Here is a 15,598-nt window from a genome sequence, read left to right on the forward strand (position 1 = left end):
TCGGCAAGTCCTACAGGGGATGGTCTTGAAGAAGCGGATTGTTCTCGGGGGCTTGGCCAGTCTTGCCCTGGCATGCGTCGTTGTGGTGGGCGCCGTGGTCTATTTCCACACCTACTCCCCCAACCGAGGCAAATATCCGGTCCGGGGCATCGACGTCTCCCATCATCAGGGCAAGATCGACTGGCGGCGTGTTGCCGCCGATGATGTGGCTTTCGCCGTCATCAAGGCGACTGAAGGCGGCGACCATGTCGATAATGCCTTCGCCGGCAATCTGCGCGAGGCCCGCGCCGCCGGGCTCGCCGTCGGCGCCTATCATTTCTTCACCTTCTGCCGGCCGGGCGCCGATCAGGCCAGGAACTTTATCTCGGTGGTGCCGCACGATCAGCCATTGCTGCCGCCGGTCGTCGACATCGAGTTCGGGGGCAACTGTCCGCAGCGCCTGTCACCCGAGCAACTGAATACCGAACTGAAGGATTTCCTTGGACCCGTCGAGGCTGCCTTCGGCAAGCCGGCGATCATCTATCTGACGGATGAAGACGAGGCTGCCTATGCCGGGCAAATCGCCGCTCGCCCACTCTGGCTACGCTCGCTGCTCATGGAACCGGACCGCCGTGACTGGATGTACTGGCAGTACCACAACAGCGGGCGCGTGGACGGCATAGAGGGGGACGTCGACCTGAACGTTTTGCAGGGTGGGCCGGAGAAGCTGGCGGCGCTGCTTGCCTCCGCACCTACGGACAGACCCGATCCGATGCCGGCTGGTTCTTCAGAAGCCTGCCATGCCGGCTGAAACCATTCACGTTCCAGCTGATGTCGAGACAGCCAGCTTTTCCCTGGTGCCGCGTCGGCCCATCGCCGAATAACCCATCCCGGCGGCCATGATGGCGATGGCCACGCATTGGATAGCCAGCGGGGTCTCGCCAAGCACGACCATGCCGACCAGCACGGTGGCGACCGGCACACCCGGCAGGAACAGCGATGCAGCCTGCGAGCCCAATCGGTCGACAACGTAAGTGTAGAGGAACATCGCGGCAGCGCCCGCGAGAAGACCTTGAATGACGATCTGGCTGGCGATTTCGGCGCCTGCGGCGGCATGGAGGCCGCTTGGCGCAAAGACATAGAGAAGTGGCAGTGGCAGGCAGGACAAAAGCACGACGCTCGCGGTCGCCGTGACCGGGTCGACACGCCATCGCTGCACAAGAATGGGATATGTGGAAAACATCGCGCCCGATCCGATAAACAGCAGGTCGCCGAACAGGACATCACTGGCGCCGGTGCGCGCCGGCGCTATGAACAGCAACAAGCCGGTGATGATCGTGGCGACGCCAATGATCCGCCGACGCGACGCGCTTTCCCTGAACAGCGACAATAGGAACGAGAAGAACACGATCGAGGCCGGGCAGAGCGCCGCGGCATGGGCGGCGGGCGCGTGGGTCAGGCCCCAGTTGATGATCAGTGGATAGGGCAATCCGGCCAGTGCCGCCAACGTCAGTCCACGCCGCCAGCCCAGCGCCTTCATGGTGGCCAGGCCGCGCCTCCAGACGATCGGCAGGAACACCGCGCCGGCACCGGCAAAGCGCAGGCTGGCCATGTCGGTGGCCGTCAGATGCTCCCTGAGGCTGAAGCGGGCGGCGACGAACTGCGCTGCATAGATGGCGATCATGACAAGGCCGGCGATCACCGCCAGTCTTGTGTCTCCGGTGTCTCGTCCGTCCGCCATGTCGGTTCCGCCGGATGTTCATGTCGCCAGGAGGAGACAGTTGCGATGAGCGCAGCCTATTGTCGAAATGGCCGCGACAAAATACGCTGTTTTTTACAATTTGAAGTGTAATTCACGCAAATAGGATGGCTTGAACGTGAATCCTGAACCAGTCGACCTGGACGCCGTCGACCGCAGTCTTCTGCGACTGCTGCAGGAAGATGGACGCCGCACCACGCTCGACCTGGCAGCGCGCGTCGGCCTGTCGCCGACCGGCGCCAGCCAGCGCGTGAAACGCCTGTTTCGCGATGGCTTCATCACCGCCGTCAGGGCGGTGCTCAATCCGGCAAAGATTGGCCGCGGCATGCTTGTCTTCATCGAGGTACGGCTCGATCACGCGGCCCCGCATATCTTTGACCGCTTCGCCGAGGCGGTCGCAAAGGCGCCCGAGGTCCTGGAATGCCACATGGTCGTCGGCGGCTTCGACTATCTCGTGAAGGCCCGCATTGCCGAGATGGCCGACTATCAGGACTTTCTCAAACGCGTCATCCTGCCACTGCCGGGGGTGAAGGAGACACATACCTATGCCTCGATCGGCGACGTGAAGCCGGATGCCTTGCTGCCGGTGTGAGCAGGCACCGGAGACCGCACGGTATCCGAGAGCTCAGTTCTTCAGGAATGCCGCGATCTCGCCAAACACCCTGACGAACATGTCTTCGGTCAACACACCGGTATTGGTGTTGTAGCGTGAGCAATGATAGCTCGAAAACAGCATGATGCCGCCGGCTTCCAACTGGCCGCCATGTTTGAACGGATAGGTGGCGACGCGCCCGCCCAGTGCCCGCACGGTCGACTGGTGCGCGATCGATCCCAGCGCCAGCACGGCGCGCAGGTTGGGAAAGCGAGCGATCGTCGGCACCAAGAATGTCCGGCAGGTGGCGATCTCGGCACCGACCGGCTTGTTCTCCGGCGGCACGCAGCGCACCGCGTTGGTGATCGCCGTGCCGACGAGTTCCAGCCCGTCATCGGGCCGCGCCTTGAACTCGCCGCGTGCGAAATTGTGGGCAATCAGTGTCGAATAGAGCAGGTCGCCGGCATAGTCGCCAGTGAAGGGGCGCCCGGTGCGGTTGGCGCCGCGCAGGCCAGGCGCCAGACCGACGATCAGAAGCTGGACGGTATCTTCGCCGCCCAGCGGCAGGAAGGTCGGCACCGGCGCGTTGAACCAGGACGGCTCGCGCTGCCGCCATTCGGCGATGAAATCATGCAACCGCGGGCAGAGTGGGCAGTCGCGGCTGGGTTCGGCAGCGGGGAGGGCGGTCAAGTCGACCGGCCTCAGTAGTCGTCCTCATCGACTTCAGCCGGTTCGGGCCGCCTTACGGGCCGCTCCGAGGGATCGCGGCCGACTTCGTTCTTCAGCGTCGCCAGGTCGATGAAATGGTCCGCCTGGCGGCGCAGGTCATCTGAGATCATCGGCGGCTGCGAGGCCATGGTCGAGACGATCGACACCTTGCGGCCACGCCGTTGCAGCGCCTCGACCAGCGTGCGGAAATCGCCGTCTCCGGAGAATATGACATAGTGGTCGACAACGTCGGCGAGTTCCAGCGCATCGACGGTGAGCTCGATGTCCATATTGCCCTTGATCTTGCGGCGGCCGGTCGAGTCGGTGAATTCCTTGGCCGGCTTGGTCACCACCTTGAAGCCGTTATAGTCGAGCCAGTCGATCAGCGGCCGGATCGAGGAGTATTCCTGGTCCTCGACCAGCGCGGTGTAATAATAGGCGCGCAGCAGGTAACCGCGCTTGTGGAAGCTCGCCAAAAGCTTGCGATAGTCGATGTCGAACCCGAGCGCGCGTGAGGTGGCGTAGAGATTGGCGCCGTCGATGAACAGGGCGATTTTTTCACGGGGATCGAACATGGAAATAGTCCTTTTCGAAATAACGGCCGTCTAACGAAATGCGGTAGCGACTAGCGGTCAGGCCCATAATAAACCGGCCGACCTTGGACCAACCGAGATAACGCCAGTTTGGTGGCAATCCAAGGGCGCGTGGCGCACTGCAAGCAATTGTGATCGCGGCGCCGAACCGTGGACGCGGGCTGCCCTGTGGGCACGCATTGCCATGATGCTTGTATTTTGGCGCTGTTCGGGTTATGGACCGCGCCTGTTTTCCATTACATCCAGGCATGAAAGGGGCAATCCATGGCCCGCGTAACCGTTGAAGATTGCATCGACAAGGTCGACAACCGCTTCGAGCTGGTGCTTCTAGCCGGCCACCGCGCTCGTCAGATCAGCCAGGGCGCACAGATCACCGTGCCGCGCGACAACGACAAGAACCCGGTCATCGCGCTGCGCGAGATTGCCGACGAGACGCTGTCGCCCGACGATCTCAAGGAAGATCTGATCCATTCGCTGCAGAAGCATGTCGAGGTCGACGAGCCCGAAGCCGATGGTGAAGTGATCGCCGACCAGACTGGCGGTGCCGTTGCCGCCGCCGACGCGGACGATACCGAGGATAACGTCACCTTCGATCGCATGACCGAGGAAGACCTGCTGGCCGGCATCGAAGGTCTGGTTCCCCCGGAAAAGAGCGACGACTACTAAGAGCTTTTGATAATTCTACCCAGCCGGTTGCCTAGCGCCGTTTTCTGTGCTTCCGGTGCTCACGGACCCAAATGTCCGCTCCGCTCCGGTTCTCGAAAACTACGCTATCCGACTCGGCTGAGCGAATTCTGAAAAGCCCCTTGGAATTGGCTGGAACAATCTTCCGGCACTTCCGTCCCGGCGGTTTCGTGGCTATCTATGACATGCGCCGTACAGCAGTGCGGCGCATGATTCATTTCATCGCCGAGAGATTTAGCCCATGATGCGTCAGTATGAGCTTGTCGAGCGCGTCCAGCGCTACAAGCCTGACGTCAACGAGGCGTTGCTCAACAAGGCCTATGTCTACGCCATGCAGAAGCATGGCCACCAGAAGCGCGCTTCCGGCGACCCCTATTTCTCGCATCCGCTCGAAGTCGCAGCCATCCTCACCGAAATGCATATGGATGAGGCCACGATCGCCGTCGCCCTGCTGCACGACACCATCGAGGACACCACGGCGACCAGGGCCGAGATCGATGAGCTGTTCGGTCCAGAAATGGGCAAGCTGGTCGAAGGGCTGACCAAGCTGAAGAAGCTCGACCTCGTGTCGAAGAAGGCGGAGCAGGCGGAAAACCTGCGCAAGCTTCTGCTGGCGATCTCGGAAGATGTCCGCGTGCTCCTCGTCAAGCTCGCCGACCGCCTGCACAACATGCGCACCCTCGACCATATGCCGGAGGCCAAGCGCCTGCGCATCGCCGAGGAAACGATGGACATCTATGCGCCCTTGGCCGGGCGCATGGGCATGCAAGGCATGCGCGAGGAGCTGGAGGAGATAGCCTTCCGCTTCATTAATCCGGAAGCCTATCGCGCCGTTACCGCCCGGCTCGCCGAAATCTTCGAGCGCAACAAGGATGTGCTGTCCGAGATCGAGAAGGCTCTTTCGGGCCTGTTCGAGAAACACGCCATCAAGGCCGGCGTCAAAAGCCGGCAGAAGAAGCCGTGGTCGGTGTTCCGCAAGATGGAGGCCAAGGCGCTGTCCTTCGAGCAATTGTCCGACATTTTCGGCTTCCGCGTCGTGGTCGACTCTGTCGAAGACTGCTATCGCGCGCTGGGAGCCATCCACACCACCTGGTCGATGGTGCCCGGCCGTTTCAAGGATTACATCTCGACGCCGAAACAGAACGACTACCGTTCGATCCACACCACCATCGTCGGTCCTTCGCGCCAGCGCGTCGAGCTGCAGATCCGCACCCGCGAGATGAACAAGATCGCCGAATATGGTGTCGCCGCCCATTCGATCTACAAGGACACTGGCGGCAAGACGAACGGCGCCGTGCACGCGATCTCGAAGGAGACCAATGCCTATGCCTGGCTGCGGCGCACCATCGAGCAGCTGGCAGAGGGCGACAACCCGGAAGATTTCCTCGAGAACACCAAGCTGGAGCTGTTCCAGGACCAGGTGTTCTGCTTCACGCCGAAGGGCATGCTGATTGCCTTGCCGCGCGGCGCCACGCCGATCGATTTCGCCTATGCCGTCCACACCGATGTCGGCGATACCTGTGTCGGCGCCAAGGTCAATGGCCGCATCATGCCGCTGATGACGGAATTGAAGAATGGCGACGAGGTCGAGATCATCCGCTCCAAGGCGCAGGTGCCGCCGGCCGCGTGGGAATCGGTCGTCGTCACCGGCAAGGCGCGCGCCGCCATCCGCCGCGCTACCAAGAATGCGATCCGCAAGCAGTATTCCGGCCTTGGCGCGCGTATCCTGGAGCGTGCCTTCGAACGAGCCGGCAAGACCTTCACCAAGGAAAGCCTGAAGCCCGTCCTGCACCGGTTGGCGCGCAAGGACATCGAGGATGTGCTGGCATCCGTCGGTCGCGGCGAACTGGCTTCCACCGATGTCATGAAGGCGGTCTTCCCTGACTACAAGGACGAGCGCGTCACCCCCGCGGCTCCCAAACAGCGCGAGGAGGGCTGGTCGAAGATCCGCAACGCCGCCGGCATGCTGTTCCAGATTCCGGGCCGGGCCGCGCGCAAGGACAAGGACCAGCCAGGCGCCGGCGCGGTGCCGATCCGTGGTGTGCGCGGCGACCTGCCGGTGCGCTTCGCGCCGGAAGGCGCGGTCCCTGGCGACCGCATCGTCGGTATCGTCCAGCCGGGCACCGGCATCACCATTTATCCGATCCAGTCGCCGGCGCTGCAGGCTTTCGACGACCAGCCGGAGCGCTGGATCGACGTACGTTGGGACATCGACGAACGCACCAAGGAACGGTTTCCCGCGCGCGTCTCGGTCACCGCCATCAACGCGCCGGGCTCGCTTGCCGACATCGCCCAAGTCGTTGCCTCCAACGACGCCAACATCCATACGCTGTCGATGGTGCGCACCGCGCCCGATTTCACCGAAATGCTGATCGATCTCGAAGTCTGGGACCTGAAGCATCTCAACCGGCTGCTGTCGCAGCTCAAGGACAATTCGAGCGTCAGCGATGCGCGGCGCGTCAACGGCTAGCGATAGCCGACCATGGGGGACGAGATGAATACCGACGAAGTGTTGGGCATATTCCGTGAGGCTGGCGCTGTTCTGGAGGGTCATTTCATCCTGACGTCGGGCCTGCGCAGTCCAGTCTTCCTGCAGAAGGCACGGGTGTTCATGCATGCCGACAAGACCGAGCGGCTGTGCAAGGCGCTGGCCGAGAAGATCCGCGCCGCGATCCCAGGCAAGATCGACTATATCGTCGGGCCGGCGATCGGCGGGCTGATCCCGGCTTACGAAACTTCGCGCCACCTTGGCGTGCCGGCGATCTGGGTGGAGCGGGAAGGGGGCGAGTTCCGCCTGCGGCGCTTCGAGATTGACCGGGGCGCGCGCGTCGTCATCGTCGAGGACATCGTCACCACCGGATTGTCGATCCGCGAAACCATCGATTGCCTGCGCGCCCTTGGTGCAGAGGTGGTCGCGGCCGCCTGCATCATCGACCGATCGGCCGGCAAGACCCATGTCGGCGTGCCGCTGATCGCGCTTGCCGAATATGAGGTCCCAGCCTATCCGCCGGACAGATTGCCGCCGGAGCTTGCCGCCATCCCGGCCGTCAAGCCCGGCAGCCGCAACATCTGAGGAGGTCGCATTGATCGTCGGTATCGATCATTTCGTGCTGACGGTGGCGTCGCTCGACGCGACCTGCGCCTTTTATCAGCGCGTGCTGGGCTTCGAACGCATCGACACGCCGGGCCGGCCTACGGCACTTGCCTTCGGCAACCAGAAGATCAATGTCCACGAGACCAGCCGCACCTTCGAGCCGAAGGCGAAGTCGCCGACGCCCGGATCCGGTGACTTCTGCCTGATCACCGACCGGCCGCTCGATGAATTCCTTGCCGGCCTCGAAGCCAATCACGTAACGGTGGAACTCGGGCCGGTCGAACGCATCGGCGCGCAGGGGCCAATGATGTCGGTCTACTTCCGCGATCCGGATGGCAACCTTGTCGAAGTCAGCCAGTACCTGCGGTAGCATAGCGATCATTGGCTGCGACAATTAGCCGAAACCACTTCTCAAATTCGCCGCGATTGTCCGATGTTGGAGAAGACGGACTTACCCGAATTTGGCGGTGCGGCCGCTGCGCGGACGGCCTCCAGTTGTTGTCGGGGTTGCGGATGGCTATATCAAAGTCGCGATTGCCTTCTGGCGACCGTAAAGCGCAAGATGTGGTGGTCGAAGCCCGGCTGGAAACAGCGGGCCTGTAAGCTGTGAATTGTCGGGAATAGGAAGAGAGTGCTTTTTCGTCGTCGCAAACCTGATGGTCTTTTCGAGCGGGTGCGCACCTATCTGTGGCCGCGCCGTTCGTTTTCGCGCTCGCTTCAATATTTCTCCAAGCGCATCCTGCGGCTGAAGGCCACCCCGCATGCGGTGGCGGCTGGCGTTGCGGCAGGTGTCTTTGCTTCGTTCTTCCCCGTCGGTTTCCACTTCATCATCGCCGCGGTTCTGTGTTGGGTGATCGCCGGCAATCTGGTGGCAGCGGCTCTCGGAGCCGTGTTTTTCGGCAATCCGCTGACCTTTCCGCTCTTGTGGGGCGCGTCCTGGGAAACCGGCAAGCTCATCTTGCACGATCGCCTGCCTACGCATGGCCCGCCGGCGCATCTGGGCGAGATGATGCACAAGCTTTCCTTCGCCAAACTATGGCATCCCGTGCTGGAGCCCATGCTGATCGGGGCGGTGCCGCTCGGGCTCGTGTTCGGCCTGGTATTCTACGGCATCACGCGCTGGGGCATGAATGTCTTCCGCGAACAGAGGCGCAAGCGGCTGGCAGAGCGCGCGAGACGCCGTGAGCATCCGCCTCATCCCGGCGGAAGCATCGGTTCCGCCACCCAATGATCATCGGCATCGGCAGCGACCTGATCGACATCACACGCATCGAGAAATCGCTTGAGCGTCATGGCCAGCGCTTCATCCAGAGGATCTACACCGAGGTGGAGCAGGCGCGTTCGGAGAACCGGCGCGCCCGCGCGGCTTCCTACGCCAAGCGCTTTGCCGCCAAGGAGGCTTGCGCCAAGGCACTGGGCACCGGTCTGGCGCAAGGGGTCTTCTGGCGTGACATGGGTGTCGTCAACCTGCCCAGCGGTGCGCCGACGATGGCGCTGACCGGCGGAGCGCTGGCGCGGCTGGAGAAGATCCTGCCGCAAGGTCATCGGGCAGCGATCCACCTCACCATCACGGATGATTTCCCGCTCGCTCAAGCCTTTGTGATCATAGAAGCGCTACCGGTCGAAGAAGCGCCACATTGATTGCATCTGACGACCGGCATTGACGTTGCCCAGCGCGCGCCGAGACTCTATACCATCCAACGCACAATCGAGGACGACATGAGCGTGGCTGAAAAATCCCAGAAGAAATCCGGCGGGCTTGGCGAAACCGTCAGCGTCATCGTCCAGGCGCTTTTGCTCGCCCTGGTCATTCGCACGCTGCTGTTCCAGCCGTTCTCAATCCCGTCGGGCTCCATGCGGCCGACGCTTCTGGAAGGCGACTATCTGTTCGTCACCAAATGGTCCTACGGCTATTCACGCTATTCGCTGCCTTTTGGACCGGACATTTTCTCGGGCCGCATCTGGGGCTCCGAGCCCAAGCGTGGCGACGTGGTGGTATTCAAGTTCCCGCCGGATCCGTCCGTCGACTATATTAAGCGCGTCATTGGCCTGCCCGGCGACAAGATCCAGATGAAGGATGGCCAAGTCTTCATCAACGGCGTCGGCGTGCCGCGCGTCAAGACCGGCCAGATCGACAATCCCGACATCACGGAAAAGGATTATCCGATCGATGTCTATCGCGAGACGCTGCCCGATGGCGTCAGCTACGACACGCTGGACCTGTCGCCGAACTCGATTGGCGACAACACCCGCGAATTCGACGTGCCTCCCGGCCACTATTTCATGATGGGCGACAACAGGGACAATTCCGCCGACAGCCGCTTCACCGTCGGCTACGTTCCAGCCGAGAACCTGGTCGGCCGCGCCAACCTTGTCTTCTTCTCGATCGCCGGCAAGGCAAGCCCGCTCGAAATCTGGAAATGGCCGTCGCTGATGCGCGCCTCGCGCCTGTTCCATTTCGTCAACTAGGGTCATGGCGGCACCAAAAAGGTTGACCGCCGATGCGCTCGCCGAAGCGCTTGCGGAACGCACGGGCCATGCCTTTGCCGACCGCCAGCGCCTGCAGCGTGCGCTTACCCATGCCAGTGCGCGAGGCGCCAATGCGGGCGCCGATTATGAGCGGTTCGAATTCCTCGGCGACCGGGTTCTTGGCCTTGTTGTCGCCGATATGCTGCTGGCTGCCTTTCCCGATGCCGCGGAAGGGGAGTTGTCGCTGCGGCTCAATGCGTTGGTCAATGCCGAGGCGCTGTCTGATATCGCCGAAGATATCGGGCTGCCGGACCTGATCCGTGCCGGGTCGGATGTGCGCGGGCTCGAGGGACGCAAGCGCGTCAACCTGCGCGCCGACGCACTGGAATCGCTGATCGCCGTGCTGTATCTCGATGGTGGTCTGGAAGCAGCCCGCGCATTCATCCATAGATACTGGCAGCCGCGTTCGCGGGCCTCGGGTGCCGCGCGCCGCGACGCCAAGACCGAATTGCAGGAATGGGCGCATCAGGCGGCGAGTGCTGTTCCCGCCTATCAGATCGACGGCCGGGAAGGCCCCGATCACGATCCGCTGTTTACCGTCAGCGTCAAGGTCGGCGCGTTTCAGCCGGCAACCGGCAGCGGCCGCTCCAAGCGCGAGGCCGAACAGGCCGCCGCTGCTGCCCTTCTGGTTCGCGAGGGCGTCTGGGTTCATGAAGGGAGTGCGGCATGACCGCCGAAGACACCGCAGCCGCTCCTGTCACGCATTCCGGCTTCGTCGCGCTGATCGGCGCGCCCAATGCCGGCAAGTCGACGCTGGTCAACCAACTGGTCGGCGCCAAGGTCTCGATCGTCACCCATAAGGTGCAGACCACACGCGCCATCGTGCGCGGTATCGCCACGCACGACAACGCGCAGATCGTCTTTGTCGACACACCGGGCATCTTCAAGCCCAAGCGGCGGCTGGACACCGCGATGGTGACCACCGCCTGGGGCGGCGCCAAGGATGCAGATATCGTGCTGCTGCTGATCGACGCCGAGCGCGGCATCAGGGGCGACGCCGATGCCATCCTCGAACGGCTGAAGGATGTGCGCCAGCCGATGTTGCTGATCCTCAACAAGGTCGATCGGGTGAAGCATGAGGCGCTGCTCGCCCTGTCCGCGGCAGCGAACGAGAAAGTGCCGTTCCAGCGCACCTTCATGGTCTCGGCGCTGACCGGCTCCGGCTGCAAGGACCTGCTCGACTACTTGGCCCAGGCGCTGCCGGCCGGCCCTTGGTACTACCCGGAAGATCAGATTTCCGACCTGCCTATGCGCCAGCTGGCGGCCGAGATTACCCGCGAGAAGCTCTATCTCAGGCTGCATCAGGAACTACCCTATTCCTCGCACATCGAGACCGAGAAATGGGAAGAGAAGAAGGATGGTTCGGTGCGCATTGACCAGACCATCTTTGTCGAGCGCGACAGCCAGAAGAAGATCGTGCTCGGCCACAAGGGCGAGACCATCCGTGCCATCGGGCAGGCCGCGCGGATGGAAATATCAGGCATATTGGAGCAGAAGGTGCACCTGTTCCTGTTCGTGAAAGTGCGCGAGAATTGGGGCGACGACCCCGAGCGCTATCGCGAGATGGGGTTGGAGTTTCCGCACTAGGCGTGATCCCGAGAAGTGAGCGCCGTTTTCGGGAAAGATCATGCTTGAGGTAGCGATCGATGCCGCCTTGGTGCGCCGGCTGATTGCCGCGCAATTCCCGCATTGGAAGAATCTTGCGGTCAGGCCGGTTGATTTTGGCGGCTGGGACAACAGGACCTTTCATCTCGGCGACGAGATGACCGTGCGATTGCCGAGCGCCGCCGCCTATGCCCTGCAAGTGGAAAAGGAACATCGCTGGCTGCCGAGATTGGCGCCGCTGCTGCCACTGCCCATTCCCGTACCGCTGGCGATGGGCGTTCCGGCCGAGGGTTATACCTGGCACTGGTCAGTCTATGGCTGGATCGAGGGCGAGATCGCGAAACCGGAACGTATCGCAAATCTGTCGGAATTCGCGGCGGACCTGGCTCGGTTCCTGGTTGCGTTGAAACAGGTGGACGCGACCGATGGGCCAGCGCCTGGGCAGCACAATTTCTTTCGCGGCGGACCGCTGACGGTCTATGACGGCGAGACAAGGCAAGCGATCTCGGCACTCGGCAGCAGCATCGATGCCGGCGCCGCCACCGCCGTCTGGGAGATAGCCCTTGCCGCGGCCTGGGAAAGTCCGCCCGTCTGGTTCCATGGCGATGTCAGCCGGGGCAACCTCCTTGTCGAAAAGGGCAGGTTGAGCGCCGTGATCGATTTCGGCACCTCCGGTGTCGGCGATCCATCCTGCGATCTGGCAATTGCCTGGACGCTGTTCGAAGGCGAAAGCCGGGACACTTTTCGCGCCTGCCTCGCGGCAGACGAAGCGACCTGGGCGCGCGGGCGCGGCTGGGCGCTATGGAAGGCATTGATCACCGCCGCCGGGCACATAGACGTGGCCTCGGCCGAGATCGAAGAATCGTGGCGAGTGATCGATGCTGTGCTGATCGATCGCGAGCGCCAGGCATGAGGCGAGACGCGTGGCGCCGTCATCGGGCGGCGCTGATGGATCAAAAAACCTGCTGTCGCCGGCAGCTTTCGCGTGGGCCTCTCGTCGGCCGAGCGCTCAAGAAATTGACCAGATTTGACTTGAGAATCTGATGTTGAAAAATAACTCATTCGACATTTTGTTAGACAGCGTGCGCAATTGACTTGAAAATAATGGAATAAAATGGAAATTTTACAGTATAAAGTAAAAGATATCAGGGATTATTACATAAAAACGACGATGTGCCATTTGTGCCGATTTGAAAATCGACATGAGCCGGTTAGTGTTATTTGTGCAACACCGATTTAATCTGTGGCGTGAATCCGGCATATTCGCGGAATTGTCATTGAAGGCGGAAGATTGGTGGGTATGTTCGCCGCGAAAAGGGGACGCAGTGCGAGCCTTTTTTCATTGTGGGGGTGAGGCGGGAAAACATATCCGCCAGCCACAATTCGGAAGCCATTTTATTAACTTGACTGGAGAGGTCAGAAAATGAACATCAAGAGCCTCCTTCTCGGCTCAGCCGCGGCACTGATCGCGGTGTCCGGCGCACGCGCCGCGGACGCTGTCGTCGTCGCCGAACCGGAACCGGCCGAATACGTCAAGATCTGTGACGTCTACGGCGCCGGCTATTTCTACATCCCGGGCACCGAGACCTGCCTGCGCATCGGCGGCTATGTCCGTTACGACATCGGTGTCGGCGATGCCGGCTCGCTCGATGGCGTCAACCACGTCCCGGATCATCAGGACGCCGGCACCACTCATTCGACCTACTACAAGAACACCCGCTTCACGCTGAAGACCTGGACCGGTCAGGAGACCGAGCTCGGTACCCTGAAGACCTACACCGAGACCCGCTTCAACTACGGCAACAGCTCCGGTGACTATACTAATCAAGCCGCCTCCAGCGCCGACGATTGGACGGGTCGTAACAAGTCGCTCTCGCTGCGTTTCGCCTGGATTCAGCTCGGCGGCTTGCGCGTCGGCAAGGACGATACGGCTTTCGATACGTTCATCGGCTATGCCGGCAACGTCATCCAGGACACGCTGGTTCCGTATGGCGGGCAGGAGAGCAACGTCGTTCAGTACTACTTCGACGCCGGCAACGGCTTCTCGGGGCTGGTCTCGCTCGAAGAGGGTGCTGGCAAGGTCGGCACCATCGACAGCTATGTTCCGCATGTCGTCGGCGGTTTGAAGTACAAGGGCGACTGGGGTTCGCTCACCGGCGTCGTGGCCTATGACAGCAACTATGAAGAAGTCGCTGGCAAGGTTCGCCTCGACGTCAAGGCAACCAACGAATTGTCGCTGTTCATCATGGGTGGCTACGGCACCGACGACAATCTCACCGACGATGCGAACAACGCCATCGATGCACACGGTCGCGGCTTCTACAAACAGTGGGGCGGCAACTGGGCGATCTGGGGTGGCGGCACCTACAAGTTCAACGACAAGACCTCGTTCAACGCCCAGATCTCCTATGACGACTGGAAGAATCTCGGCATCGCCGCGAACGTTGCCTATACCGTTGTGCCCGGCTTTACCGTCACGGCTGAAGTCGATTACCTCAATGCTGGAAAGTTCGACGACGCAGATTTCAGCAACTGGACCAAGGCCAACAAGAAGAGCAGTGTCGGCGGCATTCTCCGCTTCCAGCGCTCGTTCTAACGGATCGACTGACCTTACCAGACCGCCCGCAGCACATCGCTGCGGGCGGCTTTTTTACGCGTTGTTGCGAGAGCCGGCCAAGGCGGCAGGCCCATACCTTGATTTCGCCACCCGATCGGTGAAAAGCTCCTGATATGGAATGGCGCGACGAGGGAATCATTCTCGGCACCCGCAAGCATGGCGAAACCAGCGCCATTCTCGAGGTGATGACGCGTGCCCATGGCCGCCATCTCGGCCTCGTGCGCGGCGGCCGCTCGCGCAAGCTGCAACCCGTTCTCCAGCCCGGCAATCGCGTCGATCTCTTGTGGCGCGCGCGCCTCGACGAGCATCTGGGCACCTTCCAGGCCGAAGCGATCGAGATGAACGCCTCCCGGCTGATGGACAGTGCCATCGCCGTCTACGGCCTTCAGACGATGGCGGCGCATCTGCGCCTGCTGCCCGAGCGTGACGCCCATGGCGGCCTCTACGAGGCGCTTTCGGTGATGATCGTCCACCTGGACGATGCCGACGCCGCCGGGGAGCTGGTGGCGCGTTTCGAACTTCTGATCCTCGATGAACTCGGCTTTGGCCTCGATCTCAGCCAATGCGCCGCCACCGGCACCAAACAGGACCTTGCCTATGTCTCGCCGAAATCGGGACGCGCGGTGTCGCGTGAAGCTGGGGCGCCGTGGCACGACAAGATGCTGGTGCTGCCTGCATTTCTGCAGCGCGGCTCCGGCCTGCGCGCGAATCATGCGGCGATCGCGGATGCCTTCCGCTTGACCGGTTTCTTCTTCACCCGCCATGTCTACGAGCCGCGCGGCATCGATCAGCCCGACGCGCGCGCCGGTTTTCTTGCAGCGTTGCGCAAGCACCACGCAGCGCACAAGCCCATCGCTGGAGAGAACGCGGCCAGAGAAATCCTCAGATGAGCGAAATCGAACTCTATCCAGGCCGGGTCTCGCCGCTCGGCCTCGGCACCATTCCTCACGCCGACATCCTGAAATACACCGGCCTGGATTTGCTTCAGCGAATCATCGACGGCAAATATCCGGCACCGCCGATCTCCTTCCAGCTCAGCTTCGCGTTGACCGAAGTATCAGAAGGTCGCGCCGTATTCCGCGGCGTGCCGAACGAACGTCACCTCAACCCGCTGGGTGGCGTTCATGGCGGCTGGGCGGCCACGCTGCTCGATTCGGCGTTGGCCTGCGCAGTACAGACGTTGCTCGACAAGGGCGAGGCCTACACGACCGCGGAGTTCAAGGTGAACCTCACGCGGCCGATAACGCCCAGGACCGGCGAGGTGGTCTGCGAAGGCAAGGTGGTCCACAAGGGCCGCACGCTTGCCGTTTCGGAAGCGACGCTGAAGGACGCCGGCGGCAAACTGCTGGCTTTCGGCACCGAGACATGTTCGATATTTCCAGCCGCCAATCTGGCGGCACGTTGAGTTTTCAGCCGTTTGGCCGCCGCATTTGAATGT

At 62.0% G+C, this 15,598-nt stretch carries 18 protein-coding genes; 15 read left to right on the forward strand and 3 right to left on the reverse strand.

What is annotated here, in order from left to right:
- Positions 1 to 25 precede the first annotated feature (25 nt).
- Entirely contained in the window at positions 26 to 790 is a 765-nt protein-coding gene (locus FJ960_RS23585; RefSeq protein ID WP_140717126.1) for a GH25 family lysozyme, read from the forward strand.
- A gap of 6 nt (positions 791 to 796) precedes the next feature.
- On the opposite strand, the gene FJ960_RS23590 is transcribed toward FJ960_RS23585, so the two are convergent.
- Positions 797 to 1,720, reverse strand: a complete 924-nt coding sequence (locus tag FJ960_RS23590) for a DMT family transporter (protein ID WP_140717128.1) — start codon at positions 1,718 to 1,720, stop codon at positions 797 to 799.
- Positions 1,721 to 1,856: 136 nt separating this feature from the next.
- Between FJ960_RS23590 and FJ960_RS23595 the strand changes: the two genes are divergently transcribed.
- The gene (locus FJ960_RS23595) at positions 1,857 to 2,330 is read left to right on the forward strand and encodes an Lrp/AsnC ligand binding domain-containing protein (RefSeq protein ID WP_015318584.1); all 474 of its coding nucleotides are present in this window, start codon (positions 1,857 to 1,859) and stop codon (positions 2,328 to 2,330) included.
- Positions 2,331 to 2,363: 33 nt separating this feature from the next.
- Here FJ960_RS23595 and FJ960_RS23600 read toward each other — a convergent pair whose 3' ends face one another.
- Both FJ960_RS23600 and FJ960_RS23605 read right to left on the reverse strand, forming a co-directional pair.
- On the reverse strand, positions 2,364 to 3,020 hold the full coding sequence (locus FJ960_RS23600) for a uracil-DNA glycosylase (RefSeq protein WP_140717130.1): 657 nt from the start codon (positions 3,018 to 3,020) through the stop codon (positions 2,364 to 2,366).
- 11 nt (positions 3,021 to 3,031) lie between these two features.
- Positions 3,032 to 3,613, reverse strand: coding sequence for an NYN domain-containing protein (locus FJ960_RS23605; RefSeq protein ID WP_027144193.1), 582 nt, complete (start codon positions 3,611 to 3,613; stop codon positions 3,032 to 3,034).
- Between the two features lie 282 nt (positions 3,614 to 3,895).
- On the opposite strand from FJ960_RS23605, the gene rpoZ reads away from it, so the two are divergent.
- From rpoZ to FJ960_RS23670, 13 genes are all read left to right on the forward strand, one after another.
- Positions 3,896 to 4,297 carry a DNA-directed RNA polymerase subunit omega gene (gene rpoZ, locus FJ960_RS23610; RefSeq protein ID WP_027144192.1) on the forward strand — a complete coding sequence of 134 codons (402 nt, stop codon included), beginning with the start codon at positions 3,896 to 3,898 and terminating at the stop codon, positions 4,295 to 4,297.
- Positions 4,298 to 4,556: 259 nt separating this feature from the next.
- A complete protein-coding gene (locus tag FJ960_RS23615; RefSeq protein WP_027144191.1) occupies positions 4,557 to 6,785 on the forward strand; it encodes a bifunctional (p)ppGpp synthetase/guanosine-3',5'-bis(diphosphate) 3'-pyrophosphohydrolase in 2,229 nt (742 codons plus the stop codon).
- A 24-nt stretch (positions 6,786 to 6,809) separates the two neighbouring features.
- Complete coding sequence (pyrE, locus tag FJ960_RS23620) at positions 6,810 to 7,388, forward strand: orotate phosphoribosyltransferase (protein WP_140717132.1); 579 nt, start codon at positions 6,810 to 6,812, stop codon at positions 7,386 to 7,388.
- A gap of 10 nt (positions 7,389 to 7,398) precedes the next feature.
- Entirely contained in the window at positions 7,399 to 7,779 is a 381-nt protein-coding gene (locus FJ960_RS23625) for a VOC family protein (protein ID WP_181174297.1), read from the forward strand.
- A gap of 261 nt (positions 7,780 to 8,040) precedes the next feature.
- Positions 8,041 to 8,640 (forward strand): DUF2062 domain-containing protein, encoded by a 600-nt coding sequence (locus tag FJ960_RS23630; RefSeq protein WP_140505999.1) that lies wholly within the window; start codon positions 8,041 to 8,043, stop codon positions 8,638 to 8,640.
- Complete coding sequence (acpS, locus tag FJ960_RS23635; protein WP_015318576.1) at positions 8,637 to 9,050, forward strand: holo-ACP synthase; 414 nt, start codon at positions 8,637 to 8,639, stop codon at positions 9,048 to 9,050. Before FJ960_RS23630 ends, acpS begins: the two co-directional genes overlap by 4 nt.
- A gap of 78 nt (positions 9,051 to 9,128) precedes the next feature.
- Positions 9,129 to 9,878, forward strand: coding sequence for a signal peptidase I (gene lepB / locus FJ960_RS23640; RefSeq protein WP_027144187.1), 750 nt, complete (start codon positions 9,129 to 9,131; stop codon positions 9,876 to 9,878).
- 4 nt (positions 9,879 to 9,882) lie between these two features.
- Positions 9,883 to 10,608, forward strand: coding sequence for a ribonuclease III (gene rnc / locus FJ960_RS23645; protein ID WP_140505997.1), 726 nt, complete (start codon positions 9,883 to 9,885; stop codon positions 10,606 to 10,608).
- Complete coding sequence (gene era / locus FJ960_RS23650; RefSeq protein WP_140717136.1) at positions 10,605 to 11,525, forward strand: GTPase Era; 921 nt, start codon at positions 10,605 to 10,607, stop codon at positions 11,523 to 11,525. Before rnc ends, era begins: the two co-directional genes overlap by 4 nt.
- 40 nt (positions 11,526 to 11,565) lie before the next feature.
- Complete coding sequence (locus FJ960_RS23655) at positions 11,566 to 12,456, forward strand: aminoglycoside phosphotransferase family protein (RefSeq protein WP_181166771.1); 891 nt, start codon at positions 11,566 to 11,568, stop codon at positions 12,454 to 12,456.
- A gap of 510 nt (positions 12,457 to 12,966) precedes the next feature.
- Positions 12,967 to 14,139 (forward strand): porin, encoded by a 1,173-nt coding sequence (locus FJ960_RS23660; RefSeq protein ID WP_140505993.1) that lies wholly within the window; start codon positions 12,967 to 12,969, stop codon positions 14,137 to 14,139.
- Positions 14,140 to 14,273: 134 nt separating this feature from the next.
- Positions 14,274 to 15,050 carry a DNA repair protein RecO gene (gene recO / locus FJ960_RS23665; RefSeq protein WP_140717140.1) on the forward strand — a complete coding sequence of 259 codons (777 nt, stop codon included), beginning with the start codon at positions 14,274 to 14,276 and terminating at the stop codon, positions 15,048 to 15,050.
- Entirely contained in the window at positions 15,047 to 15,565 is a 519-nt protein-coding gene (locus FJ960_RS23670; protein WP_140717142.1) for a PaaI family thioesterase, read from the forward strand. Before recO ends, FJ960_RS23670 begins: the two co-directional genes overlap by 4 nt.
- Positions 15,566 to 15,598 lie beyond the last annotated feature (33 nt).

It is taken from the genome of Mesorhizobium sp. B2-3-11 (assembly GCF_006442215.1).
GTDB lineage: Bacteria > Pseudomonadota > Alphaproteobacteria > Rhizobiales > Rhizobiaceae > Mesorhizobium > Mesorhizobium salmacidum.